The following is a 24,321-nucleotide window of genomic DNA, read 5'->3' on the forward strand; positions in this document are numbered from 1 at the left end:
TAAAATAATCAATTAGGGGGTTACCCCCAATATCAACTCAAATGGCAAGGAAAATGGATATGGACTCAATTGCAAAGAGACCTAGAACTAGGCTTTCCCCGATTAAGCGTAAGCAACAGTTAATGGAAATCGCATTGGAAGTGTTTGCGCGCCGCGGCATCGGTCGTGGTGGTCACGCAGATATCGCAGAAATTGCTCAAGTTTCTGTGGCGACCGTTTTTAACTACTTCCCGACTCGTGAAGACTTAGTGGATGAAGTACTCAACCACGTCGTACGTCAGTTCTCGAACTTCCTATCGGATAACATTGACTTAGACTTACACGCACGTGAAAACATCGCCAATATTACTAATGCAATGATCGAGCTTGTCAGTCAAGACTGTCACTGGCTAAAAGTTTGGTTCGAGTGGAGTGCTTCAACACGTGACGAAGTATGGCCATTGTTTGTTTCAACTAACCGTACTAACCAGTTGCTGGTACAAAACATGTTCATTAAAGCGATTGAACGTGGCGAAGTGTGTGACCAGCACGATTCAGAACACTTGGCAAACTTGTTCCACGGTATTTGTTACTCACTGTTTGTCCAAGCGAACCGTGCAAAAAGTGAAGCGGAACTTAAGCACCTTGTTAGTTCATACTTAGACATGCTTTGCATTTACAACCGTGAACACTAAAGCTTAACTCGCAATATATGTCAGCCCACCGTTTGGTGGGCTTTTTATTGTCTGCTGTCAGCCGAGCACACGTTTATATTCCTACCTAACAAACATAAAAAAACCGCTGCAATGCAGCGGTTTCTATCATTAAGTCAGAAAAAGCTTACTTCTTCTTAACTGCTTTTTTGTTTGGCAGGTCAGTGATTGAACCTTCAAATACTTCAGCAGCTAGACCTACAGACTCGTGTAGAGTTGGGTGAGCGTGGATAGTCAGAGCGATATCTTCTGCATCACAGCCCATCTCAATTGCAAGGCCGATTTCACCAAGTAGTTCACCACCGTTAGTACCAACGATAGCACCACCGATTACGCGATGAGTTTCTTTGTCGAAGATTAGCTTAGTCATACCGTCTGCACAGTCAGATGCGATTGCACGACCTGATGCTGCCCAAGGGAATGTTGCCACTTCGTACTTGATGCCTTCTTCTTTCGCTTCTTTCTCAGTCTTACCAACCCAAGCCACTTCTGGCTCAGTGTACGCGATTGAAGGAATAACTTTAGGGTCAAAGTAGTGCTTCTTACCAGAGATAACTTCAGCAGCTACGTGACCTTCATGCACACCTTTGTGAGCAAGCATTGGTTGACCAACGATATCACCGATCGCGAAGATGTGAGGAACGTTAGTACGCATTTGCTTATCAACGTTGATGAAGCCACGCTCGTCAATTTCTAGACCCGCTTTTTCACCGTCGATTAGCTTACCATTTGGTACACGACCGATAGCAACTAGAACCGCATCGTAACGCTCAGCTTCAGCTGGCGCTTTCTTGCCTTCCATTGAAACGTAGATACCGTCTTCTTTTGCTTCAACTGCTGTTACTTTCGTTTCTAGCATTAGCTTGAACTTGTCTTTGATACGCTTAGTAAATACTTTCACGATATCTTTGTCTGCTGCAGGAATTACCTGGTCAAACATTTCAACAACTTCAACTTTAGAACCTAGAGAGTGGTAAACCGTACCCATTTCTAGACCGATGATACCGCCACCCATGATAAGCAGTTTTTCTGGCACTTCTTTTAGTTCAAGAGCGTCAGTGGAGTCCCAAATACGTGGGTCTTCATGCGGGATAAATGGCAGTTTGATTGGACGAGAACCAGCCGCAACGATTGCATTGTCAAAGTTAACAACTGTTGGCTCACCTTCGCCTTCTACAAGGATAGAGTTAGGGCCAGTGAACTTACCGTAACCGTTAACTACTGTAACGTTACGCATCTTAGCCATGCCGCTTAGGCCGCCAGTTAGTTGGTTAACAACTTTTTCTTTCCAGATGCGGATTTTGCTGATGTCTGTTTGAGGCTCACCGAACACAACGCCGTGGTCAGCCATCGCTTTCGCTTCCTCAATTACTTTAGAAACGTGAAGCAGTGCTTTAGATGGGATACAACCCACGTTCAGACATACACCGCCAAGCGTGCTGTAACGTTCAACTAGTACAGTTTCAAGACCTAAGTCCGCACAACGGAATGCAGCGGAGTAACCAGCAGGACCAGAACCAAGTACAACAACTTGGGCTTTAATTTCTTTGCTCATTTTGACCTCTTGTAGTCATTATCCCTAACAGGCTGAGTGGGTATCGATTTTTTATGTTTAAGAGAGATTTGTTTTAAACAGTTATTTTCAGACCGCTAACAGTTTACAGAGATGTTAATGGTGTGAAAAGTAAATCAATTTAGCCTGTGAGCTAGACAACAATTCGATTGTGAAAACCCTGAACGAAGCAAGGCTGATAACCAAATTGTCGGTAATTATGATTAGCAGAGGCGGCTAAGTTGCCGCCTCTCATTCATCTAATTTCTATTACAGAACTAGACGACGAATGTCAGATAGACATGAGTTTAGGTAAGTGATGAAGCGCGCACCTTCAGCACCATCGATCACACGGTGGTCGTATGATAGAGATAGTGGAAGTTGTAGACGCGGTTCGAACTCTTTACCGTTCCATACCGGTTTCATTTCTGACTTAGACACACCTAGGATACCAACTTCTGGCGCGTTTACGATTGGAGTAAACGCCGTACCGCCGATACCGCCTAGGCTAGAGATAGTGAAACAGCCACCTTGCATGTCTGCCGCAGTTAGCTTACCAGCACGTGCTTTCTTAGAAACAGCCATTAGCTCTTCAGATAGCTCGTAGATGCCTTTCTTGTTCACATCTTTAAATACAGGAACAACTAGACCGTTTGGTGTATCTACCGCGATACCAACATTCACGTATTTCTTCAGAATTAGGCTCTCACCGTCTTCTGATAGAGAAGAGTTGAACGCTGGGAACGCTTCAAGCGCTTTAGCTACCGCTTTCATGATGAACACTAGTGGCGTGATCTTCATGCCAGTGTCTTTCTTCGCTTCAATCGCGTTTTGCTCTTTACGGAATGCTTCAAGAGCCGTGATGTCTGCGTTATCCCACTGTGTAACGTGCGGGATCATTACCCAGTTACGGTGTAGGTTTGCGCCAGAGATCTTCTTAATGCGAGATAGCGGTTGAACTTCTGTCTCACCAAACTTGCTGAAGTCCACTTTTGGCCATGGTAGTAGACCAAGAGCCGCGCCGTCGCCTTTACCAGATGCTGCTGCACCTGCGCCAGACTCAAGACGCTTAAGTGCATCTTTCACGTAAGCTTGAACGTCTTCTTTTAGGATACGGCTCTTACGACCAGAACCTTTAACCTTAGAAAGGTTAACGCCAAATTCACGCGCTAGACGACGAACAACTGGAGACGCGTGAGCGTACTCGTCGTTCTCTTTGAAGTCGCCAGTCGCTGCTGGAGCTGCTGCCGCTGGAGCTTCTGCTTTAGGAGCCGGAGCCGCAGGTGCTGCTGCTTGAGCTGGAGCCGCTGCAGGAGCTGGAGCTGCGCCCGCCACTTCGAATACCATGATTAGTGAGCCAGTAGACACTTTGTCGCCAGCTGCAATCTTGATTTCTTTCACTGTACCAGCAAATGGTGCAGGAACTTCCATAGAAGCTTTGTCACCTTCAACAGTGATTAGAGATTGCTCTTCTTCCACTGTGTCGCCAACGGCAACCATGATCTCAGTAACTTCAACTTCGTCGCCGCCGATATCTGGAACGTTCACTTCTTTTGCCGCAGACGCTGCTGGTGCTGCTGCCGCAGGAGCTTCAGCTGCCGCTGGTGCTGCTGGAGCACCTGAACCTGCTGTTTCGAATACCATGATAAGTGAGCCAGTCGATACTTTATCGCCTGCTGCAACTTTGATCTCTTTTAGAATACCTGCGAATGGCGCTGGAACTTCCATAGAAGCTTTGTCGCCTTCAACAGTTAGAAGAGATTGCTCTTCTTCGATGCTGTCGCCAACAGCAACCATGATTTCAGTAACTTCTACTTCATCACCACCGATGTCTGGTACGTGAACTTCTTTTAGTTCTGCCGCTGCTGCTGGAGCTGGAGCTGCTGCTGGAGCTGCTTCTGCCGCAGGAGCAGGTGCAGCGTCAGCTGCACCCTCGGCTTCGAAAATCATGATTAGAGAACCAGTAGAAACCTTGTCGCCTTCTGCAACTTTGATTTCTTTAACGATACCCGCTTGAGAAGCAGGAACTTCCATAGAAGCTTTATCGCCTTCAACTGTGATCAGAGACTGCTCTTCTTCAACCTTGTCGCCAACGCTTACAAGAATCTCAGTAACTTCAACCTCATCCGCACCGATGTCTGGTACATTAATTTCGATTGCCATTTCTTATCTACCTTCTTAATTAAGCGTATAGCGGGTTTGTTTTCTCTGTGTCGATGTCGAATTTCTTAATTGCTTCTGCAACTACAGATTTCTCAACTTCGCCACGTTTCGCTAGTTCAGTTAGCGCTGCTACTACTACGTAACCTGCGTTCACTTCGAAGTGACGACGTAGGTTTTCACGGCTGTCTGAACGACCGAAGCCATCAGTACCAAGCACTTTGAAAGACTCAGCAGGAATGTATGCACGAACCTGCTCTGCGTAGTTCTTCATGTAGTCAGTTGCTGCGATAGCAGGCTCAGTACCCATTACTGTTTGGATGTAAGGTACTTTCGCTTCCGCTTCTGGGTGAAGCATGTTGAAACGCTCTGCATCTTGGCCATCGCGAGTTAGTTCGTTGAATGACGTTACCGAGTAAACATCAGAAGCAACACCGTAATCTTCGCTTAGGATTTGAGCTGCTTTACGTACTTCATTCATGATAGTACCAGAGCTCATTAGCTGAACTTTCGCTTTGTCGCCCGTGTAAGTTTCTAGCTTGTAGATACCTTTACGGATGCCTTCTTCAGCGCCTTCTGGCATTGCTGGCATTGCGTAGTTTTCGTTCATTAGCGTTAGGTAGTAGAACACGTTTTCTTGTTCTGGACCGTACATACGACGGATACCGTCTTGCATGATTACTGCTACTTCGTACGCGAATGTTGGGTCGTAAGAAATACAGTTAGGAACCGTACCCGCCAAAATGTGCGAGTGGCCGTCTTCGTGCTGTAGACCTTCACCGTTCAACGTTGTACGACCCGCAGTTGCACCTAGTAGGAAACCACGTGCTTGTTGGTCACCAGCCATCCACGCCATGTCGCCAACACGTTGGAAGCCGAACATTGAGTAGTAGATGTAGAACGGGATCATTGGTAGGTCGTTTGTCGAGTATGAAGTCGCAGCAGCAACCCATGAAGACATAGCACCTAGCTCGTTGATACCTTCTTGTAGAACCTGACCTGAAGTCGCTTCTTTGTAGTAAGAAACAACGCCACGGTCTTCTGGTGTGTAAGTTTGACCGTGCGGGTTGTAGATACCGATTTGACGGAACAGACCTTCCATACCGAATGTACGTGCTTCGTCAGCAATGATAGGAACGATGTTCTTACCAATGTTCTTGTTCTTAAGTAGAACGTTTAGTGCACGTACGAATGCCATAGTAGAAGAGATATCACGCTTCTGTTCTTCTAGTAGTGGCTTGAATTCTTCTAGCTCAGGAACGATGAATTCTTGAGTGAATTTTGGTAGACGCTGTGGCGTGTAGCCGTGTAGCGCTTTACGACGAGCGTGTAGGTATTCGTACTCTTTTGAACCTTCTTCAAGTTTCAGGTACGGAAGTTCTTTCACTGCTTCGTCAGTTAGGATGTCTTGAAGACCTAGACGATCACGTAGGTGTAGTACGTGAGTCATGTCCATCTTCTTAACTTGGTGCGCGATGTTCTTACCTTCAGCCGCTTCACCCATGCCGTAACCTTTAACAGTCTTAGCTAGGATTACTGTTGGACGACCTTTAGTTTCTGCCGCGTTTTTGTATGCCGCGTATAGCTTAGAAGACTCGTGACCACCTCGCTTAAGTGCGAAGATTTCGTCATCAGTCATGTCAGCAACAAGTGCAGCTGTCTCTGGATACTTACCAAAGAAGTGCTCACGTACGTACGCGCCATCTTTTGATTTGAATGTTTGGTAGTCGCCGTCGATCGTTTCATTCATAAGCTGTAGAAGCTTACCAGTCGTATCTTTAGCTAGTAGTGAATCCCAGTTGTTACCCCAGATTACCTTCACTACGTTCCAACCAGCACCTTTGAACAGACCTTCAAGTTCTTGAATGATCTTACCGTTACCCATTACAGGGCCATCTAGACGCTGTAGGTTACAGTTGATTAGGAAGCATAGGTTGTCTAGTTTCTCACGCGCAGCGAAAGAGATAGCACCACGTGATTCTGGCTCATCCATCTCACCGTCACCTAAGAACGCGTAAACGCGCTGCTCTGAAGTATCTTTAAGGCCACGGCCTTCTAGGTACTTAAGGAAACGAGCTTGGTAGATAGAAGCGATTGGACCTAGGCCCATCGATACTGTCGGGAACTGCCAGAATTCAGGCATCAGTTTAGGGTGCGGGTATGAAGGAATACCTTTGCCGTCTACTTCTTGACGGAAGTTGTCTAGCTGCTCTTCAGTTAGACGACCTTCAACGAATGCGCGTGAGTAGATACCTGGTGAAATGTGACCTTGGTAGTAAACTAGGTCGCCACCATCCTTCTCGTTTGGTGCACGGAAGAAGTGGTTGAAACATGTCTCGTAGAACGCAGCAGAAGACTGGAAAGACGCCATGTGGCCGCCTAGCTCTAGGTCTTTCTTAGATGCACGTAGAACGATCATGATAGCGTTCCAACGAATAATTGAGCGAATACGACGCTCAAGTGTTGTGTCACCTGGGTATGCTGGTTCTTGGTCTGCAGGAATCGTGTTGATGTAGTTAGTTGTGATACCTGTTGGCATATCAACACCGTCTAGACGTGCTTTATCTAGAACTTGCTCTAATAGGAATTGAGCACGCTCTAGACCTTCTTCACGTACAACTGACTCAAGCGCTTGTAGCCATTCTTGAGTTTCCAGTGCATCTACGTCATGCTTCATATCAGACATGGCGATCTATCCTTCTGTTGGTTGGATCTACTTATTTAAGTAACGCTCTTACGAGTCATTACCCTGCTGAATTCGACGTAGAGAACGCTCTCGTCGAGACTCTTCTCGAGTCAAATCCAACAATGTTTCTTCGATGTAAGCCAAGTGCGAGTGGGACATTTCTCGCGCCTTTTCAGGCTGACCAGAAACAATCGCATCCACGATATTGGCTCGGTGTTTACTGACTTTCTCGACCGCTTCTGGGCGGCGACGTAGTAATTTAAAATTTTGTAGAATATTTTGCTCAAGCAAAGGTGCTAAGCTTCGAACAATGTGCAACAAAACCACGTTGTGCGCGGCTTCTGTCAAAGCGATCAAAAATTGCATCACTTCCGCAGATTCAGCTTCGATATCGTTGTTTGCTTGCTCTTGGCTAATGCGCTCAAGGCAACCTTGAATACGCGCAAAATCTTCTTCGGTACCACGTAAAGCTGCAAAGTAGGCTGAAATTCCTTCCATCGCATGACGAGACTCAAGCACATCAAGCTGGGTTTCAGAATGACTAGACAACAAATTCAACAAGGGATCTGAAAAGCTCTTCCAGATATTCTCACTTACGAATGTTCCGCCACCTTGGCGACGAGTCAACAAACGCTTCGCTTCCAAGCGTTGAATGGCTTCTCGGACTGAAGGACGAGACACATCGAACTGTTTTGCCAGTTCACGCTCTGGAGGCAGTTGTTGCCCCGGAGACAATGTTCCTTCCACTATCAACCTTTCTAACTCTTGTTCTATAACATCAGAGAGTTTTGGCTGACGAATCCTTTGATAAGCCATAATTTATTGTTCTTCTACTCTTGCAGGTAATTGGTAATACCAATTTTAAGTTGGTGCAGAAATTAACATAATTAAAACGCCACTGTCCAGCCGAAAATTGACCTAAATCATAGAACGAGCTTACTTCCAACACTCTGATAACAATCGACTGTTAAAACAGCAATAGAATTGGTATGACCAATTACATAAAGCATACAAATGGGAAGTCGACGTGCTAGCAGTTTTGGAAAAGAAATACAGAAAATGACAAAATTATCAGTCTATTTATTCACCAAAACGGCATGTGCGAGCGTAAAAATGTAGTTAACTTTTAACAATCATTAATATTTCTGGTATCAAAAAAAGGCATACCTGATCGTATGCCTTATTTATTTCGCTTTTTTGAATTTACACTTTCGCTACAAATCAACGCTGTATAAGCTGTCTGTATTTCACCCAATCAAAGCTTAGACCAGGATCGCTTTTTCTCAAGGGCGCAATATATTGATGACCGGTAATTCGTGGCGGGGTGATTTGAGGATAAGATTGCATAATCACCTCAGTGATCTCTGCAAGTGATTGATATTGCGCTTCTGTGTAGGCAGTAAATTCTGTCCCTTCAAGCTCGATACCAATGGAATAATCATTACAACGCTTCCTGCCCGCGAAACTGGATTGACCGGCATGCCATGCTCTATCGAGAAAAGAAACAAATTGAACAACCTCGCCGTTTCTTTTAATCAAGCAATGTGCAGAAACGCCCATTTTGTGAATAACTTCAAAAAATGGATGTGCATTTGGGTCTAGCTTGCCAGTGAAGAAGTCCTCAATATACGTTCCACCAAACTGCCCAGGAGGCAAACTGATGTTGTGTACCACCAGCAGAGAGATGTCGTTTGTATCAGAGCGAGCATCAAAAAATGGTGACGGAACATGCTTTGCCTGTGTCAGCCAGCCATTCTCGATAATTGGGCGCATATCAACCTCTCTACTTTGCAAATTAACTGCTGAAATTATTGACATCGGAGAGTATCATTCGTTGCCATCTCCCTTTCAAGACAAGATTTGCGATGAAGAACACACACAACATTCAAGAACGCCTAGAATACCTTAAACAACAACTCCCTTTAGAGATCACTCGCTCTGTCGCTGATACCTTAAAAGAAGATCTAGGTGGCAGTGTCGACGCAGATAACGACATTACTGCATCTTTGATCCCTGCCGATGCGGTTAATACCGCAACGATTATTACTCGTGAGCATGGTGTGTTCTGTGGTCAAGCATGGGCTGATGAAGTTTTTAAACAGCTCGGTGACAAGGTCAGTATTGAATGGCACGTAAAGGACGGCGATAAAGTCGAGCCTAACCAAACCCTTTGCACGCTGACAGGCCCTGCTCGTGACTTGTTGACTGGTGAACGTAACGCAATGAACTTCATCCAAACGCTGTCTGGCTGCGCAACAGTTACCGCAGAGTACGCTGAAAAAATCGCGCATACTGAGTGCCGTCTACTAGACACACGCAAAACCATTCCTGGTCTGCGTAGCGCACTAAAATACGCCGTGACCTGCGGTGGTGGCTTTAATCATCGCATCGGTGTGTTCGACGCTTACCTTATTAAAGAAAACCACATTATTGCTTGTGGTGGCATCACTCAAGCCATCCAAAAAGCGAAAGAGCTTAACCCAGGCAAACCGGTAGAAGTCGAAACGGAAAGCTTAGAAGAGTTGAAACAAGCGATAGAGGCTGGTGCCGACATCATCATGCTCGATAACTTCACAAAAGAAATGATGCGTGAAGCCGTAGCGATTAACGCAGGTCGTGCCGCTTTAGAAAACTCCGGCAATATTACGCTAGAGACCATCGCAGAATACGCAGAAACCGGTGTCGATTACATTTCGGTAGGCGCGTTGACTAAGCATCTAAAAGCGATGGATCTTTCGATGCGCTTCAAATAATAAAAGCAACAAATCTGAAATTACTTCAACTAACTCAGTGAGTTGTGAGCAATTCATCATTTAAAAGGGCCAATTGGCCCTTTCTTTTTATCCACTAAAAAAATAGTACTACTCGCAAAACTCTGCATGCGATATGCAACTTTTCACCAAAGAGTTTTATCTCACTCGAGAGCCCATCCCTTCCCCATTTTCAACCCACCTTAACTCTCCATAATCTTTCGCCAATGCAAGAGCATTATTAATTTTTAGGAAAGGGTTAAAAATGAAAAACAGTAAACAGAAAAAACAGCAAGGTTTTACCTTGATTGAATTAATGATTGTCGTCGCGATTATTGGTATTTTGGCCGCATTTGCCGTGCCTGCATATCAAAATTACACCAACAAAACTCATGCTTCTGAAATGCTCAGTGCTGCATCAGCGATGAAAGCGGGTGTAGGCGTCTGCCTATTAAGTGGTGGCACTGATTGCGGAGCCGGACAGCCTAATGTTCCCGCAAGTCAAGAATTTGATAAAGGTGCCGGAAACCATTTTGCAGTTACCTCTGATGTCAAAGTAACTGCTGCAGCTACCTCGTCAGCAGCAGCTAGCATCACAGGAACCGTTACCGCAACAGTAGATGCAACTGACGGTAAAGCAGGTCTGAAAAAGAACGGGACCATAAATCTAGCGCCAAAATTGACTATGTCAGGGGTGACTTGGGAGGTTACCTGTGATCTTGGCAGCAATGACTACTGTCCTAAGAGCTAATGCTAACCAATCTCTCCACGGTTCTTCGCCAGGCCGGATTACTAACATTTTCCCAAGAAGAATCGTTGCTTGAGCAAGTCAAAGCTTCTGGCATTTCGATGCCAGAAGCTTTACTCAGTTCAGGGTTATTCACGTCAAGCGAACTCGCTGAGCACTTAAGCTCTCTCTTTGGTTTAAATCAGCCCGAGTTATCTCAGTACGAGTACGCTTCGCTTTGTCAACAACTCGGTCTACGTGAATTAATCACTCGGCATAACGCACTCCCACTCCAACGTACGCCTTCAACGTTATTATTAGCGGTTGCCGACCCCACGAACCAACAAGCAGAAGATGACTTCCGCTTTGCGACAGGGTTGCAAGTAGAACTTGTTCTCGCTGATTTTCGCGAGCTGACCGCTGCGATTCGGCGCTTATATGGCCGCGCACTTGGGCAGGAAAAGTCTGGGTTAAAAGAGATCAACCAAGAAGAGTTAGCCAACCTGGTTGATGTGGGCGCAGATGAAATCGACAACATTGAAGACTTGAGCCAAGACGAGTCACCCGTCAGCCGTTACATAAACCAAATTCTGCTGGACGCTGTGCGCAAAGGCGCATCCGATATCCACTTTGAGCCTTATGAAAAGATGTACCGCGTTCGCTTACGCTGTGATGGCATCTTAATTGAAACACAGCAGCCACCAAGCCACTTAAGTCGCCGCTTATCCGCTCGTATCAAAATCCTCTCTAAGCTTGATATTGCAGAGCGACGTTTACCACAAGATGGGCGTATAAAGCTCAAGTTGAATCAAGACACCGCGATTGATATGCGTGTATCCACACTACCGACTCTATTCGGAGAGAAAATTGTATTACGACTGCTCGACAGCAGCTCTGCGTCACTGGATATCGACAAGCTTGGTTATAGCGAACAACAAAAACAATTGTACTTGGATGCGCTCCGTCGCCCACAAGGCATGATTCTGATGACAGGCCCAACTGGGAGCGGGAAAACCGTTTCTCTGTACACTGGGCTGAGTATTCTCAATAAACCAGAAATCAACATTTCCACGGCAGAAGACCCAGTAGAAATTAACTTATCGGGCATTAACCAAGTTCAAGTTCAGCCTAAGATTGGTTTTGGTTTTGCCGAAGCCCTGCGCTCTTTCTTACGTCAAGACCCCGATGTAGTAATGGTCGGTGAGATTCGTGATTTAGATACCGCCGAAATCGCTATAAAAGCATCGCAAACCGGTCACTTAGTACTTTCAACCTTGCATACCAATTCTGCGGCTGAAACGGTGATTCGTTTATCAAACATGGGCGTAGAAAGCTTTAACTTGGCCTCATCTCTTAGTTTGATTATTGCCCAGCGCTTGGCCCGAAAACTGTGCTCGCACTGCAAACAGTCGCAAGAGCTTACCGTTCAGCTACAACATCTCGGAATTCAAACAAGCGACAACATTTTTAAAGCCAATCCCGATGGATGCAATGAGTGTACCCATGGTTATTCCGGCCGAACGGGGATTTATGAAGTGATGCGCTTTGATGAATTTCTTTCCGAAGCGCTTATTAAAGGCGCCTCGGTACATGAACTAGAAAAACTCGCCATCGCAAATGGTATGAGCACGTTACAAATGTCGGGCATAGAAAAACTCAAACAAGGGATCACAAGTTTTAGTGAACTACAGCGCGTACTTTATTTTTAATCCTTTAATCAGCAGTCACCTCTATGAAAAGCACTACACCACAACTTAAAAACTTCCGCTGGAAAGGCATCAACAGTTCAGGCAAAAAGACATCTGGGCAAACCCTCGCGATGACAGAAATTGAAGTACGCGAGCGTCTAGACGCACAGCACATCAAGATCAAGAAGTTAAAGAAAAGCAGTATTTCGTTTCTCACTAAACTCAGCCATCGCGTGAAAGCCAGAGACATCACGGTGTTTACCCGTCAGATTTCGACGATGTTGATAACCGGTGTACCCTTAGTTCAGGCTTTAAAATTGGTATCAGAAAATCACAAAAAAGCAGAGATGAAATCCATTTTGATGAGCGTGACACGCGCCGTTGAAGCGGGGACGCCCATGTCAAAAGCCATGCGCACTGCAAGTGAACACTTTGACCCACTCTATACCGATCTTATCGCCACAGGTGAGCAATCCGGTAACTTAGCGGAAGTGTTCGAGCGCTTAGCCACCTACCGAGAAAAAAATGAACAACTCCGTGCGAAAGTGATCAAAGCACTGATCTACCCAGCGATGGTAGTACTAGTCGCGTTAGGCGTGTCGTTTATCATGCTCACCAAAGTCATTCCCGAGTTTGAAAAAATGTTTGTTGGTTTTGGTGCTGACTTACCTTGGTTTACCAGGCAAGTATTAGATCTTTCCGCCTGGACACAAAACTGGAGTCCGTTTATCGCACTAGGCTCCATTAGTTTATTCATCTCGGCGAGAATCCTCTCTAAGCGTTCAGATTCTTTTCGCTTAACGCTCAATCGATCTGTGCTTAAATTTCCTGTCCTTGGGCCTGTATTATCAAAAGCAGCGATCGCCAAATTTAGTCGAACACTCGCCACAAGCTTTACAGCGGGCATTCCAATTTTAACCAGTTTAAAAACTACATCAAAAACATCAGGAAACTTGCACTATCAACTCGCCATAGAAGAAGTTTACCGTGATACCGCCGCAGGTATGCCAATGTATGTAGCTATGCGCAACTGTAATGTGTTCCCTGAATTGGTGTTACAAATGGTTATGATCGGTGAAGAGTCTGGTCGACTTGACGATATGCTCAATAAAGTTGCAACAATCTACGAGTTTGAAGTCGACAACACCGTCGACAACCTTAGTAAAATTCTAGAGCCACTAATTATCGTTTTTTTAGGTATCGTTGTTGGCGGATTAGTGACAGCAATGTACTTGCCAATCTTTAACTTAATGAGTGTATTGGGCTAGAATGAGCTGTTAACTCCTTTAAAACAGCATCTTGCTGATTTCACTCATCGCTCAAGAGACAAATATGGAAGTATTCCAGTACTACCCTTGGCTATTCGTTGTGTTTGCCACCATCTTCGGTCTGATCGTGGGTAGCTTCCTCAATGTGGTTATTTATCGACTACCTAAAATCATGGAACTAGAATGGCGACGCGAATGTGCCGAGTCATTTCCTGAATACAAAATAGAACCTCCTAAAGAAGTGCTGACCTTGAGCGTCCCACGCTCCTCCTGTCAGAAGTGCGCAACGCCGATACGTATTCGAGACAACATCCCTGTGATTAGCTGGCTGCTTTTAAAAGGCAAATGCCACAACTGTCAGACAGCCATTAGCGCACGCTATCCACTGATTGAACTGCTCACTGCGTTCTGCTCAGGCTTTGTCGCTTACCACTTTGGTTTTAGTTACTTTACCGTTGCCCTACTCTTTTTCACTTTTATCTTAATCGCCGCAACATTTATCGATCTCGATACTATGTTGTTACCTGACCAATTAACATTACCATTAACTTGGGCTGGCATTGTCTTAGCATTAGTCGAAATAAGTCCTGTTACTCTACAAGATTCTGTCATTGGTGCTATTGCTGGTTACCTATGTCTCTGGTCCGTTTACTGGGGCTTTAAGCTACTTACTGGTAAAGAAGGAATGGGGTATGGTGATTTTAAACTACTGGCGGCACTAGGAGCTTGGCTAGGTTGGCAGTCACTGCCGATGATCATTCTACTTTCTTCTGTGGTTGGCATCGTATTTGGCATCATTCAACTACGCTTGCAAAAGCAGGGAATTGAAAAAGCTTTCCCTTTCGGTCCTTACTTAGCAATTGCTGGTTGGATAAGCTTAATTTGGGGCGACCAGATTTTAAACTGGTACTTTACTTCAGTTCTAGGAGTGTAAATGGCTTTGGTTATTGGTTTAACAGGTGGTATCGCTAGTGGAAAAACAACCGTCGCGAATCTGTTCAAACAACAATTTAAAATCGATATCGTCGATGCCGACATTGTAGCAAGAGAAGTTGTCGAGCCAGGTACTCCCGGCCTAAACGCGATTATTGAACACTTTGGTCACGATATCGTTCGTGAAGACCAAACTTTAGATCGCGCAAAGCTGAGAGAAAAAATCTTTTCGAATTCAGATGAAAAAGCATGGCTCAACGCACTGTTGCACCCGATAATTCGTGAAAAAATGATCGAAGATTTGCAGCAAGTCACTTCAGAGTATGCGTTACTTGTGGTGCCGTTGCTCGTAGAAAACAGGCTAGATAGTTTGTGTGATCGCGTTCTTGTCGTCGATGTAGAACCGAATACACAGATATCTCGCACGATGAAACGAGACAATGTGAGTGAAGATCAAGTTCGCGCCATCCTTGCCTCTCAAGCATCAAGAGAGCAAAGGCTCGCGCTTGCAGACGATGTGGTTAAGAATAATCCAAGTGACCCTGATCTTTTGCTTCAAATCACAGATTTGCACGAAAAGTACCTAGCCATGTGTAAGAAAAATCTGCGAAAATAGGAACGAAACTCACAAAGGCTTATGTCGATGACCACGCACAAATTTGAACATCCGTTAAATGAGAAAACTCGTATTTATCTAAGAGTGGAGTCTCTGCTGCGTCAGGCTCACTTGGCCTCTGGGTTTAGCGAAAATCATCAGTATCAACTGTTTTTCCGTGCGTTATTCGATATGGTTGAGATCTTCGAACAAATCCAACTGAAAAGTGAACTGGCTAAAGATCTTGAGAAGCAACGGCTGTCGTACCGCCATTGGCTAAATATTGATGGTGTCGATCAAGACGCATTAAATACCTTGCTACAAGAGATAGATGTCGTTCATAGCCAACTAATGGGTGCTGAACGTTTTGGCCAAGCATTAAAAGAAGATCGCTTCTTAAGCTCTATCCGCCAACGCTTTAATCTACCGGGTGGTTCATGCTGTTTTGATTTGCCAGCGTTACATTACTGGCTTCACCTACCCATTGAACGTAAAAAGCATGATGCGCAGCAGTGGCAAGCAAGCTTAAAGCCCTTATCTGATGCGCTTTCGTTATGGTTAAAGCTCACTAGAGAGACCGGACATTTCAAAGCTCAAATCGGTCGTGCAGGTTTCTTCCAAAGTGACGCTGATGAAGCCAACATTCTAAGACTTCACATCCCAATGGAATATGGCGTGTATCCTATGATTTCAGGCCATAAAAACCGCTTTGCGATCAAGTTCATGTCGTTTGAAAACGGTCAAGCGTGCACACAAGATATTGAATTTGAACTTGCTGTGTGCAGCTAAGACGACACTACGCCTCGCCTCCATAATCTAAAATTCAACGCTTTATTGCGCTTATATTTGATAAAATTTCGTAGCAGCAATAGCGCGTTGAATAAGCCATCTTTAATTCGTTTAGGTATACTACCCTTTAACACCAATTAGTAATGGGACGCTCAACTATGTCTAAAGTTACCATCGTTCAATGTCCACAATGTGGCGCCGACGTAGAATGGGGAGAACAAAGTCCTCATCGCCCTTTCTGCAGTAAACAATGCCAAATGATTGATTTTGGTGAATGGGCAGATGAAGAAAACACCATCCCAGGCGCACCCGATATGTCCGATAGTGATGGCTGGTCTGAAGATCAGTACTAAATTGAGACCTAGGGTAAAGGAAGATCCTAGGTTCCTTCTTGGGGAATCTGAATCACGCTCCTTCGTCGCTGTCCAGAATGACGAATTTTAACCACGGTACTCTATAATCTTTGACCATCATTTCCTGTCATTCCGAGGAGCCATAGCGGCATCAGGAATCTACGCATAGCAAGGATGAAGCTAACAACGTAAACAATTGCATGCTCGACTAGTAGATTCTGAATCACGCTCCTTCGTCGCTGTCCAGAATGACGAATTTTAACCACGGTACTCTGTAATCTTTGACCATCATTTCCTGTCATTCCGAGGAGCCATAGCGGCATCAGGAATCTACTCATAGCAAGGATGAAGCTAACAACGTAAACACTTGCATGCTCGACTAGTAGATTCTGAATCACGCTCCTCCGTCGCTATTCAAAATGACGAATTTTAACCGCGGTACCCTGTAATCTTTGGCCATCATTTCCCGTCATTCAGAGGAGCTATAGCGACATTAAGAATCTACTAACAGCAAAGATGAAGCTAACAACTTAAACAATTGCATTCTCGACTAGTAGATTCAGAATCACGCTCCTCGTCGCCTTCAAAATGACGAATTTTAACCACGGTACTCTATAATCTTTGACCATCATTTTCCGTCATTCCGAGGAGCCATAGCGACATCAGGAATCTATTCACAGCAAGGCAGAGGCGTGGAGTGTACATCAGTGCATGAGCATCGACAGTTCAGGTCGGGTGAAAAGAAACGAGCAAGCTAATTACACAAATAAAAAAACGGAGCCCTAAAAGGACTCCGTTTAAGATGAGAACGCTAGTTATAGCATTACTTCTTAGCAAGTTTCTCTTTGATACGAGCAGACTTACCAGAACGCTCACGTAGGTAGTACAACTTGGCACGACGTACTGCACCACGGCGTTTAACTTCGATGCTATCAACGATTGGAGAGTGTGTTTGGAACGTACGCTCAACACCTTCACCGTTAGAGATCTTACGTACAGTGAAAGCAGAGTGTAGACCACGGTTACGGATTGCGATTACAACGCCTTCGAAAGCCTGTAGACGCTCACGGTCACCTTCTTTTACCTTAACTTGAACTACAACAGTGTCACCTGGTGCAAATTTAGGTAGGTCTGATTTCATTTGCTCTTCTTCAAGAGCTTTGATGATGTTACTCATTTTTTAAATTCCTAGAATAAACTGATACTAAATAAATTAGGTTACTTTGCGTTATGTTCTTTAATGGCTTTATGCTCATTAACAAACTCAGCAAGTAATTGTTCCTGTTCGTCAGTCAGAGCTAGGTTTTCCAGGAGCTCTGGTCTTCTTAGCCAAGTACGGCCCAACGACTGCTTGAGTCGCCATTGACGAATATCCTTGTGATTGCCTGACATCAGTACCGCTGGTACCTCTTTGTCATCCAATACTTCTGGACGCGTATAGTGAGGGCAATCTAACAAGCCATTTGCAAAAGAGTCTTCTTCTGCTGACGCGAAATCCCCTAGTACACCCGGAACAAACCGAGAGACAGCGTCGATTAACGTCATGGCTGGTATCTCACCACCCGTCATCACAAAATCACCAATCGACCATTCTTCGTCGACTTCAGATTGAATGATGCGCTCATCTACCCCTTCATAACGACCACAAATCAGAAGCAAGTTCTCATTCGTTGCCAGTTCTTCCACTCCTTTCTGGTCGAGCTTGCGACCTTGAGGAGAAAGGTAGATGACTTTCGTCTTGCCCGGTGAGGCTGCTTTCGCGGTATGAATGGCATCGCGCAAAGGCTGAACCATCATTAACATACCAGGGCCACCACCGTAAGGTCGGTCATCGACTGTGCGATGTTTGTCGTGAGTGAAATCTCTAGGATTCCAAGTTTCAATCGACAAAAGACCTTTTTTAACCGCTTGACCTGTTACTCCAAAATCAGTAACAGAACGGAACATTTCTGGAAAAAGGCTAATAACGCCAACCCACATGTTTATCTCGCTCTGTAATTTTGGAGATTAGAATCCAGGATCCCAGTCAACTTCGATCCGTTGAGCTTCGCGATCAACATTAATGATCACTTGCTCTTCAAGGAACGGGATTAATCGTTCCTTCTGCCCGAAAGCATCTTTAAGATTTGCTTTAACAACCAGAACATCGTTTGAGCCAGTTTCTAGCATGTCAGTAACAACACCTAGATCGTAACCTTTAGTGGTTACAACTTGCATCCCAAACAATTCGCGCCAGTAGAACTCATCTTCTGACAATTCAGGAAGTACCGCAGGGTCAATAGCAATTTCAAAGTTCGTCATTAGATGCGCGTCTTCACGAACATCCATGCCTTCCAGCTTAGCCACCATACCTTTGTTATGGCGCTTCCAGCTTTCTACTTTGTACTCAACCCACTTGCCCTTTTGGTTAATGTACCAAGGGCTGTAATCGAAAATGCTTTCAGCATTGTCTGTGTAGGAAAAAACCTTAAGCCAACCACGAATGCCGTAAGTAGCACCAAACTTGCCTACAACAATCTTTTCGTTGCTCATTGTTTCTTTACCTTTCATCGACATAAACTAGTTTCTACTTTTCAAGTAAAAAATTAAGCCGCTTTTTGAGCGTCTTTAACTAGCTTAGCAACACGGTCAGATACTGACGCGCCTTGACCAACCCAGTGGTTAACGCGGTCTAGGTCTAGACGTAGACCTTCTTCTTGACCTTTAGCAGTTGGGTTGAAGAAACCAACTTTCTCGATGAAACGGCCAGTTGCAGCGTTGCGGCTGTCCGCTACTACGATTTGATAAAATGGACGCTTTTTAGCGCCGTGACGTGCCAAACGAATGGTTACCATGTCGTCCTCTTTGCTTTCTCAAAAATAAAATTAACCCCAAAAACCATTCAAGAAATTAAACAGTTTGGGGTCTCGTGCCAAAATAAAGCTCCGGAATTTTACTCTTCTCCCGGAGCAATGCAAGGAGTTTAGTTACTTTTTCACCAACATAAATTGAATTTAAAGTTTGTGACGAACCTAACACCCTGAATCTATGCGTGATCGATTAATTAACGACCAAATGGGTTGAAGCCACCGCCGCCACCCATGCCGCCCATCATGCCTTGCATGTTGCGCATCATGCCTTTCATGCCACCTTTTTGCATCTTTTTCATCATTTTCTGCATTTGGGTGAACTGTTTTAGTAAGCGGTTTACATCTTGAACCTGCACACCAGAACCAGCCGCGATACGCTTCTTGCGCGAGCCCTTGATAATTTCTGGGCGTTGACGTTCTTTCATTGTCATGGAGCTGATGATCGCTTCCATCTGTTTGAACATCTTGTCATCGACTTTGTCTTTCACATTGTCTGGTAGCTGGGACATTCCTGGAAGCTTATCCATCATCCCCATCATGCCGCCCATGTTTTGCATCTGGCCTAGCTGTTCACGGAAATCTTCAAGGTCGAAACCTTTCTTCTCTTTGAACTTCTTCGCTAACTTTTCTGCCTTTTCTTGGTCAACGTTGCGTTGTAGGTCTTCAATCAAAGACAGAACGTCACCCATGCCAAGAATACGTGAAGCAACACGATCTGGGTGGAACGGTTCTAGCGCGTCAGTTTTTTCACCGACACCCAAGAATTTGATTGGTTTGCCCGTGACATGGCGTACTGAAAGTGCCGCACCACCACGAGCATCACCATCAACCTTAGTTAGAACTACACCGGTAAGAGGTAGCGCATCGCCAAAGGCTTTTGCTGTATTTGCTGCGTCTTGACCCGTCATGGCGTCAACAACAAATAGCGTTTCTACTGGGTTGATAGCTGCGTGAAGATCTTTGATCTCCCCCATCATCTCTTCATCAATTGCCAAACGACCTGCGGTATCGACAATCAATACGTCGTAGAATTTTTTCTTCGCATGGTCAATCGCTGCATTGGCGATATCAATAGGCTTTTGGTCTGGTGATGATGGGAAGAAGTCAACACCGATGTCTGATGCCAGTGTTTCAAGCTGCTTGATTGCCGCAGGACGGTAAACGTCGGCAGACACAACCAAGACTTTCTTCTTGTCACGTTCTTTTAGAAGCTTAGATAACTTACCTACCGATGTGGTTTTACCCGCACCTTGTAGACCAGCCATAAGAAGCACAGCAGGTGGTTGAGCAGCAAGGTTTAGCGCCTCATTCGACTCACCCATTACGGCTTCAAGTTCTGTTTGAACGATCTTGATAAATTCCTGACCTGGAGTCAGAGATTTAGAAACTTCTACGCCCACCGCTTTTTCTTTAACGCGGTTCACAAATTCACGAACGACCGGAAGCGCAACGTCAGCTTCAAGTAGAGCCATTCGGACTTCACGTAGGGTTTCTTTAATGTTGTCTTCGGTCAGACGACCTTTACCACTGATATTTTTCAGCGTTTTGGATAATCGATCCGTTAAATTCTCAAACATCTTTGTCTCTTCGCTAAAATGGCGATTAATTAGTGTGAGTATACATTAGCCAAGGTCTGAGTCATACCCGTACCGCTGTCCTATTCTTGTCTCTATTTATATATGGTGCGGTAACTTATTAATTTCAATATCTCATCTCTCACGATTGATGTCGGATATAACGTAGCCCCAAAGTGTAATGCAAGGTATAATTTCTCCATCGTGCACAATAATATTTAGGATTCATGGATAGCTTAATAGCCATCGCGGCCGCCATACTTTATGTCTTGGCGATTGCGACCATCATACCCGGACTCTCACAACAGTCAGGAATCAAAGCAAAAACAGTGTTTGCTAGTGCTGCCTGTGCGCTTGTTTTTCATGCGTGGATTTTGAGTGATCTGATCTTTGATGGTTCAGGTCAAAACCTGAGTATTCTCAACGTGGCTTCTTTGATCAGTTTTATTATTTCTCTGGTCATGAGCCTTGCTATGTTGAAAAACCGACTGTGGTTTTTATTGCCTGTCGTTTATAGCTTTGCTGCCATCAATTTATCTGCTGCCACATTTTTGCCAAGCACGTTTATAAAGCACCTAGAGAATGACCCTAAGCTACTCATTCATATTTCATTTGCGCTCTTCTCATACGCGACTTTAACTATCGGGGCACTATATGCGCTTCAGTTGGCTTGGCTAGATCACAAACTGAAAGCAAAAAAATCTTTGGCGATTAACCCAAACCTGCCGCCTCTATTAATGGTGGAGCGTCAACTCTTCAAAATTATTTTGATCGGTAACTTATTGTTAACTGCCACGCTCATTACTGGCTTTGTCTTTGTGCAGGATATGTTTGCCCAAGGTAAGGCACATAAGGGCATTCTTTCTTTCATCGCTTGGGTGGTGTACTCAATACTGCTTTGGGGTCACTATCAAAAAGGCTGGCGTGGTAGAAAAGTCACATGGTTCGCTGTTGCAGGAGCAACACTGTTAACTCTGGCATATTTTGGCAGTCGCTTTGTAAAAGAAGTCATCTTGAATTAAGGAGCTCTAGGGCTCCTATCCTTTATATTTTAGGCTAGATAAAATACAGTACGCCTTAACTCTTTGACTTAACGGACTTACTCAACCGTTATATAACCCAATACTTACAAGGAACAGCAACGTTTTGGACGACATCTCTACGGGTATCTTGTTTGCGCTACTCGCGTGTCTTATCGTCATATCAGGTTACTTTTCCGGTTCAGAAACAGGGATGATGTCTCTGAATCGTTATCGCTTAAAACACTTAGCCAAAAACGGGCATAAGGGTGCTAAGCGAGTCGAAAGACTATTAGACCGTCCAGATCGTTTGATTGGTCTTATTCTTATCGGCAACAACCTCGTTAATATTCTCGCGTCCGCGATCGCGACCATTATTGGTATGCGTTTGTATGGTGATTTAGGTGTCGCTATCGCAACCGGTGCACTAACTATGGTTGTATTGGTTTTTGCCGAGGTTACCCCTAAAACAATTGCAGCGCTTTACCCTGAACGTGTGTCCTACGCGAGCAGTATATTATTGACCATACTGATGAAGTTACTGTCGCCTTTAGTGATGCTTGTTAACTTTATTACGAATGGCTTTATCCGCTTACTTGGTGTAAGAGCGGATCACTCAGCAGAAGATCATCTTAGCTCCGATGAGCTGCGTACGGTGGTAAATGAAGCTGGCGGTTTGATCCCTCGCCGACACCAAGACATGCTAGTGTCTATTTTAGATCTTGAGCACGTCACCGTGAACGACATTATGGTCCCACGCAATGAAATTACCGGTATTGATATTAACGACGACTGGAAATCCATTGTTCGCCAGCTAACACACTCACCACATGGACGCATAGTTTTCTATCGTGACCAAATTGATGAAGTGGTTGGCATGCTGCGCTTGCGTGAAGCTTATCGTCTGATGTTGGAAAAGAACGAATTCAACAAAGAAACGCTATTACGTGCTGCTGATGAGGTCTATTACATCCCAGAAGGCACACCACTGAACGTGCAAATGTTGAAATTCCAACGCAACAAGCAACGTATCGGTCTGATCGTGGATGAGTACGGTGATATCATCGGTCTAATCACTCTTGAAGATATTCTGGAAGAGATCATTGGTGAGTTCACGACGTCAATTTCTCCAAGCCTCTCTGATGAAATCAGTCCTCAAGGTGACGGAAGCTTTCTTATTGAAGGCAGCACCAATATTCGAGATATTAACAAAGGCCTGAAATGGGATTTACCAACGGATGGCCCAAGAACGTTAAACGGTCTTATTTTGGAGCACCTGGAAGATATTCCAGAGAGCCATTTAAGCGTGAGAGTAGCGGGTCACCCAATGGAACTTGTTGAGATTGAAGAGAACCGAATCAAGCTCGTTCGTGTTTATCCGAAGAAGAAAAAATCGACATCCAAATAACCAAAAGAAAAGCCTGACTCATGTCAGGCTTTTTTACTTATTGGGGCAATATGCTTCTTAATGAGCACCTAGTCGATGCGCAACTCTTTTAACATCGACTCAGGCAAAGCAAGTTCATCATTTTTGTTCACCGAAACACCAGCATCCAAAATGTTCTTTGCGATCTGTTGTGCTTCTTTTAAAGAGTGCATTGCTGCCGTGCCGCATTGGTATTCGTTAAGTTCAGGGATCTTATTCTGACTTTCTACCTTCAGCACATCTTCCATTGCTGCAATCCAAGCATCTGCGACTTGCTGCTCTGATGGTGTGCCAATCAGGCTCATGTAAAAACCTGTGCGGCAACCCATAGGCGAAATATCGATGATCTCAACAGAATCATCGTTTAGGTGATTACGCATAAAGCCTGCATAAAGGTGCTCTAGGGTGTGAATACCTTTTTCAGAAAGAATGTCTTTGTTTGGCGCAGTAAAGCGTAAGTCGAAAACAGTAATCGTATCCCCTTTTGGGGTCTGCATGGTTTTCGCCACTCGTACAGCGGGTGCATTCATACGAGTGTGGTCCACGGTAAAACTATCGAGTAAAGGCATTACATCTCTCCTGATTGTAACTCCAGTACCTTTCGGTAATGGATAAATGTCATTCATCCCTACAGCACATGAACTGACTGTGGGCTAAAAGAACCAGCTGCTGTTGTCTTCTAATTCCTGACGACATTGCTTCAGCTGCCAGCCATAAGTTTTCGCTGTTTGTTCAACACGTCGAGCGACTTTGATTAAACTAGGCTTTCGATTATAAGTACCTCGCTTATACCCACCTCGCCCTTCATGATAAGCCAGATACTGGTTATAGGGATCCCATAATGAAATCCCTAGCTGACGCCGTGTTTCATGAGTATACCAACCGACAAACATCATAGAATCATCGAAGTTGGTACGAGAGCCACCCTGACCTGTGGCATCTTGGAAGTCTTCCCAAGCAGGGTCTTGAGCTTGAGCGTAACCATACGCACTGCTGACTCGTCCCCAAGGAATAAACCCTAGCAAATAATCTTTAGGTGGTTTTGCATCGTGCCGAAAGCTGCTTTCTTGTTTAATGATGGCCATAGCGACATGAATAGGGGTCCCCCATTCATCTTCCATATCTTTGGCATCATCGTACCAACCGGATTTCTCTCGGAATATCTCGCATAAGTTATTCTGCTGCTTTGGCGGTGCCGTAGCACAACCTGCAAGTAACACGCTTCCAAGTACCGCTACTACTGACGACTTAATGTTCAAC

General features: G+C 44.8%; 23 protein-coding genes. 11 read left to right on the forward strand and 12 right to left on the reverse strand.

Annotation, left to right across the window (positions count from 1 at the left end; translation table 11 throughout):
• Window positions 1-59 precede the first annotated feature (59 nt).
• Entirely contained in the window at window positions 60-674 is a 615-nt protein-coding gene (gene opaR / locus R7Q46_RS08000; RefSeq protein WP_031780576.1) for a transcriptional regulator OpaR, read from the forward strand.
• 145 nt (window positions 675-819) lie between these two features.
• Here opaR and lpdA read toward each other — a convergent pair whose 3' ends face one another.
• The 5 genes from lpdA to ampD all read right to left on the reverse strand — a co-directional run bounded on the left by lpdA (window position 820) and on the right by ampD (window position 8,863).
• Entirely contained in the window at window positions 820-2,247 is a 1,428-nt protein-coding gene (lpdA, locus tag R7Q46_RS08005) for a dihydrolipoyl dehydrogenase (RefSeq protein ID WP_005379993.1), read from the reverse strand.
• A 267-nt stretch (window positions 2,248-2,514) separates the two neighbouring features.
• Window positions 2,515-4,407, reverse strand: a complete 1,893-nt coding sequence (gene aceF, locus R7Q46_RS08010) for a pyruvate dehydrogenase complex dihydrolipoyllysine-residue acetyltransferase (protein WP_318077432.1) — start codon at window positions 4,405-4,407, stop codon at window positions 2,515-2,517.
• A 19-nt stretch (window positions 4,408-4,426) separates the two neighbouring features.
• Entirely contained in the window at window positions 4,427-7,090 is a 2,664-nt protein-coding gene (gene aceE / locus R7Q46_RS08015; protein ID WP_005386612.1) for a pyruvate dehydrogenase (acetyl-transferring), homodimeric type, read from the reverse strand.
• A gap of 48 nt (window positions 7,091-7,138) precedes the next feature.
• Window positions 7,139-7,906, reverse strand: coding sequence for a pyruvate dehydrogenase complex transcriptional repressor PdhR (pdhR, locus tag R7Q46_RS08020; protein ID WP_005379989.1), 768 nt, complete (start codon window positions 7,904-7,906; stop codon window positions 7,139-7,141).
• Between the two features lie 405 nt (window positions 7,907-8,311).
• Window positions 8,312-8,863: a 1,6-anhydro-N-acetylmuramyl-L-alanine amidase AmpD gene (gene ampD / locus R7Q46_RS08025; protein WP_206970628.1), complete on the reverse strand. Its 552-nt coding sequence runs from the start codon at window positions 8,861-8,863 to the stop codon at window positions 8,312-8,314.
• Between the two features lie 92 nt (window positions 8,864-8,955).
• Between ampD and nadC the strand changes: the two genes are divergently transcribed.
• The 8 genes from nadC to yacG all read left to right on the forward strand — a co-directional run bounded on the left by nadC (window position 8,956) and on the right by yacG (window position 16,193).
• Window positions 8,956-9,843 (forward strand): carboxylating nicotinate-nucleotide diphosphorylase, encoded by an 888-nt coding sequence (nadC, locus tag R7Q46_RS08030; RefSeq protein ID WP_206970627.1) that lies wholly within the window; start codon window positions 8,956-8,958, stop codon window positions 9,841-9,843.
• A 262-nt stretch (window positions 9,844-10,105) separates the two neighbouring features.
• The gene (locus R7Q46_RS08035; protein ID WP_005386619.1) at window positions 10,106-10,591 is read left to right on the forward strand and encodes a pilin; all 486 of its coding nucleotides are present in this window, start codon (window positions 10,106-10,108) and stop codon (window positions 10,589-10,591) included.
• A complete protein-coding gene (gene pilB / locus R7Q46_RS08040) occupies window positions 10,591-12,276 on the forward strand; it encodes a type IV-A pilus assembly ATPase PilB (protein WP_213871672.1) in 1,686 nt (561 codons plus the stop codon). Before R7Q46_RS08035 ends, pilB begins: the two co-directional genes overlap by 1 nt.
• Before the next feature lie 23 nt (window positions 12,277-12,299).
• Complete coding sequence (locus R7Q46_RS08045) at window positions 12,300-13,523, forward strand: type II secretion system F family protein (RefSeq protein ID WP_172563498.1); 1,224 nt, start codon at window positions 12,300-12,302, stop codon at window positions 13,521-13,523.
• A gap of 64 nt (window positions 13,524-13,587) precedes the next feature.
• The gene (locus R7Q46_RS08050; protein WP_172563497.1) at window positions 13,588-14,457 is read left to right on the forward strand and encodes a prepilin peptidase; all 870 of its coding nucleotides are present in this window, start codon (window positions 13,588-13,590) and stop codon (window positions 14,455-14,457) included.
• Window positions 14,458-15,072, forward strand: a complete 615-nt coding sequence (gene coaE / locus R7Q46_RS08055; protein ID WP_213871673.1) for a dephospho-CoA kinase — start codon at window positions 14,458-14,460, stop codon at window positions 15,070-15,072.
• A gap of 27 nt (window positions 15,073-15,099) precedes the next feature.
• Window positions 15,100-15,840: a cell division protein ZapD gene (gene zapD, locus R7Q46_RS08060; RefSeq protein ID WP_213871674.1), complete on the forward strand. Its 741-nt coding sequence runs from the start codon at window positions 15,100-15,102 to the stop codon at window positions 15,838-15,840.
• Window positions 15,841-15,998: 158 nt separating this feature from the next.
• A complete protein-coding gene (gene yacG, locus R7Q46_RS08065; protein WP_017635922.1) occupies window positions 15,999-16,193 on the forward strand; it encodes a DNA gyrase inhibitor YacG in 195 nt (64 codons plus the stop codon).
• 823 nt (window positions 16,194-17,016) lie between these two features.
• Here the strand turns inward: yacG and rplS are convergent.
• From rplS to ffh, 5 genes are all read right to left on the reverse strand, one after another.
• Window positions 17,017-17,370: a 50S ribosomal protein L19 gene (gene rplS, locus R7Q46_RS08070; RefSeq protein ID WP_005379971.1), complete on the reverse strand. Its 354-nt coding sequence runs from the start codon at window positions 17,368-17,370 to the stop codon at window positions 17,017-17,019.
• 41 nt (window positions 17,371-17,411) lie between these two features.
• A complete protein-coding gene (gene trmD / locus R7Q46_RS08075) occupies window positions 17,412-18,173 on the reverse strand; it encodes a tRNA (guanosine(37)-N1)-methyltransferase TrmD (RefSeq protein WP_017635923.1) in 762 nt (253 codons plus the stop codon).
• A 27-nt stretch (window positions 18,174-18,200) separates the two neighbouring features.
• Window positions 18,201-18,749 (reverse strand): ribosome maturation factor RimM, encoded by a 549-nt coding sequence (rimM, locus tag R7Q46_RS08080; protein ID WP_005379964.1) that lies wholly within the window; start codon window positions 18,747-18,749, stop codon window positions 18,201-18,203.
• Window positions 18,750-18,778: 29 nt separating this feature from the next.
• A complete protein-coding gene (gene rpsP / locus R7Q46_RS08085; RefSeq protein ID WP_005379962.1) occupies window positions 18,779-19,027 on the reverse strand; it encodes a 30S ribosomal protein S16 in 249 nt (82 codons plus the stop codon).
• Between the two features lie 209 nt (window positions 19,028-19,236).
• Window positions 19,237-20,619, reverse strand: coding sequence for a signal recognition particle protein (ffh, locus tag R7Q46_RS08090; protein ID WP_005385423.1), 1,383 nt, complete (start codon window positions 20,617-20,619; stop codon window positions 19,237-19,239).
• Window positions 20,620-20,843: 224 nt separating this feature from the next.
• On the opposite strand from ffh, the gene R7Q46_RS08095 reads away from it, so the two are divergent.
• Both R7Q46_RS08095 and R7Q46_RS08100 read left to right on the forward strand, forming a co-directional pair.
• Window positions 20,844-21,638: an inner membrane protein YpjD gene (locus R7Q46_RS08095; protein WP_318077433.1), complete on the forward strand. Its 795-nt coding sequence runs from the start codon at window positions 20,844-20,846 to the stop codon at window positions 21,636-21,638.
• A gap of 124 nt (window positions 21,639-21,762) precedes the next feature.
• Complete coding sequence (locus R7Q46_RS08100; protein ID WP_005379948.1) at window positions 21,763-23,043, forward strand: HlyC/CorC family transporter; 1,281 nt, start codon at window positions 21,763-21,765, stop codon at window positions 23,041-23,043.
• 68 nt (window positions 23,044-23,111) lie between these two features.
• Here the strand turns inward: R7Q46_RS08100 and luxS are convergent, their stop codons facing one another.
• Together luxS and R7Q46_RS08110 are read right to left on the reverse strand one after the other, a co-directional pair.
• Window positions 23,112-23,630, reverse strand: coding sequence for an S-ribosylhomocysteine lyase (gene luxS / locus R7Q46_RS08105; RefSeq protein ID WP_005379945.1), 519 nt, complete (start codon window positions 23,628-23,630; stop codon window positions 23,112-23,114).
• An 84-nt stretch (window positions 23,631-23,714) separates the two neighbouring features.
• Complete coding sequence (locus tag R7Q46_RS08110) at window positions 23,715-24,320, reverse strand: hypothetical protein (RefSeq protein WP_005379943.1); 606 nt, start codon at window positions 24,318-24,320, stop codon at window positions 23,715-23,717.
• Between the last annotated feature and the right edge of the window lies 1 nt (window position 24,321).

The organism is Vibrio sp. 811, assembly GCF_033339195.1.

Bases quoted from the DNA above. Each gene is read 5' to 3' on its own strand.
- opaR (WP_031780576.1), top strand. From the start codon at position 60: ATGGACTCAATTGCAAAGAGACCTAGAACTAGGCTTTCCCCGATTAAG.
- lpdA (WP_005379993.1), bottom strand. From the start codon at position 2,247: ATGAGCAAAGAAATTAAAGCCCAAGTTGTTGTACTTGGTTCTGGTCCT.
- aceF (WP_318077432.1), bottom strand. From the start codon at position 4,407: ATGGCAATCGAAATTAATGTACCAGACATCGGTGCGGATGAGGTTGAA.
- aceE (WP_005386612.1), bottom strand. From the start codon at position 7,090: ATGTCTGATATGAAGCATGACGTAGATGCACTGGAAACTCAAGAATGG.
- pdhR (WP_005379989.1), bottom strand. From the start codon at position 7,906: ATGGCTTATCAAAGGATTCGTCAGCCAAAACTCTCTGATGTTATAGAA.
- ampD (WP_206970628.1), bottom strand. From the start codon at position 8,863: ATGCGCCCAATTATCGAGAATGGCTGGCTGACACAGGCAAAGCATGTT.
- nadC (WP_206970627.1), top strand. From the start codon at position 8,956: ATGAAGAACACACACAACATTCAAGAACGCCTAGAATACCTTAAACAA.
- R7Q46_RS08035 (WP_005386619.1), top strand. From the start codon at position 10,106: ATGAAAAACAGTAAACAGAAAAAACAGCAAGGTTTTACCTTGATTGAA.
- pilB (WP_213871672.1), top strand. From the start codon at position 10,591: ATGCTAACCAATCTCTCCACGGTTCTTCGCCAGGCCGGATTACTAACA.
- R7Q46_RS08045 (WP_172563498.1), top strand. From the start codon at position 12,300: ATGAAAAGCACTACACCACAACTTAAAAACTTCCGCTGGAAAGGCATC.
- R7Q46_RS08050 (WP_172563497.1), top strand. From the start codon at position 13,588: ATGGAAGTATTCCAGTACTACCCTTGGCTATTCGTTGTGTTTGCCACC.
- coaE (WP_213871673.1), top strand. From the start codon at position 14,458: ATGGCTTTGGTTATTGGTTTAACAGGTGGTATCGCTAGTGGAAAAACA.
- zapD (WP_213871674.1), top strand. From the start codon at position 15,100: ATGACCACGCACAAATTTGAACATCCGTTAAATGAGAAAACTCGTATT.
- yacG (WP_017635922.1), top strand. From the start codon at position 15,999: ATGTCTAAAGTTACCATCGTTCAATGTCCACAATGTGGCGCCGACGTA.
- rplS (WP_005379971.1), bottom strand. From the start codon at position 17,370: ATGAGTAACATCATCAAAGCTCTTGAAGAAGAGCAAATGAAATCAGAC.
- trmD (WP_017635923.1), bottom strand. From the start codon at position 18,173: ATGTGGGTTGGCGTTATTAGCCTTTTTCCAGAAATGTTCCGTTCTGTT.
- rimM (WP_005379964.1), bottom strand. From the start codon at position 18,749: ATGTCGATGAAAGGTAAAGAAACAATGAGCAACGAAAAGATTGTTGTA.
- rpsP (WP_005379962.1), bottom strand. From the start codon at position 19,027: ATGGTAACCATTCGTTTGGCACGTCACGGCGCTAAAAAGCGTCCATTT.
- ffh (WP_005385423.1), bottom strand. From the start codon at position 20,619: ATGTTTGAGAATTTAACGGATCGATTATCCAAAACGCTGAAAAATATC.
- R7Q46_RS08095 (WP_318077433.1), top strand. From the start codon at position 20,844: ATGGATAGCTTAATAGCCATCGCGGCCGCCATACTTTATGTCTTGGCG.
- luxS (WP_005379945.1), bottom strand. From the start codon at position 23,630: ATGCCTTTACTCGATAGTTTTACCGTGGACCACACTCGTATGAATGCA.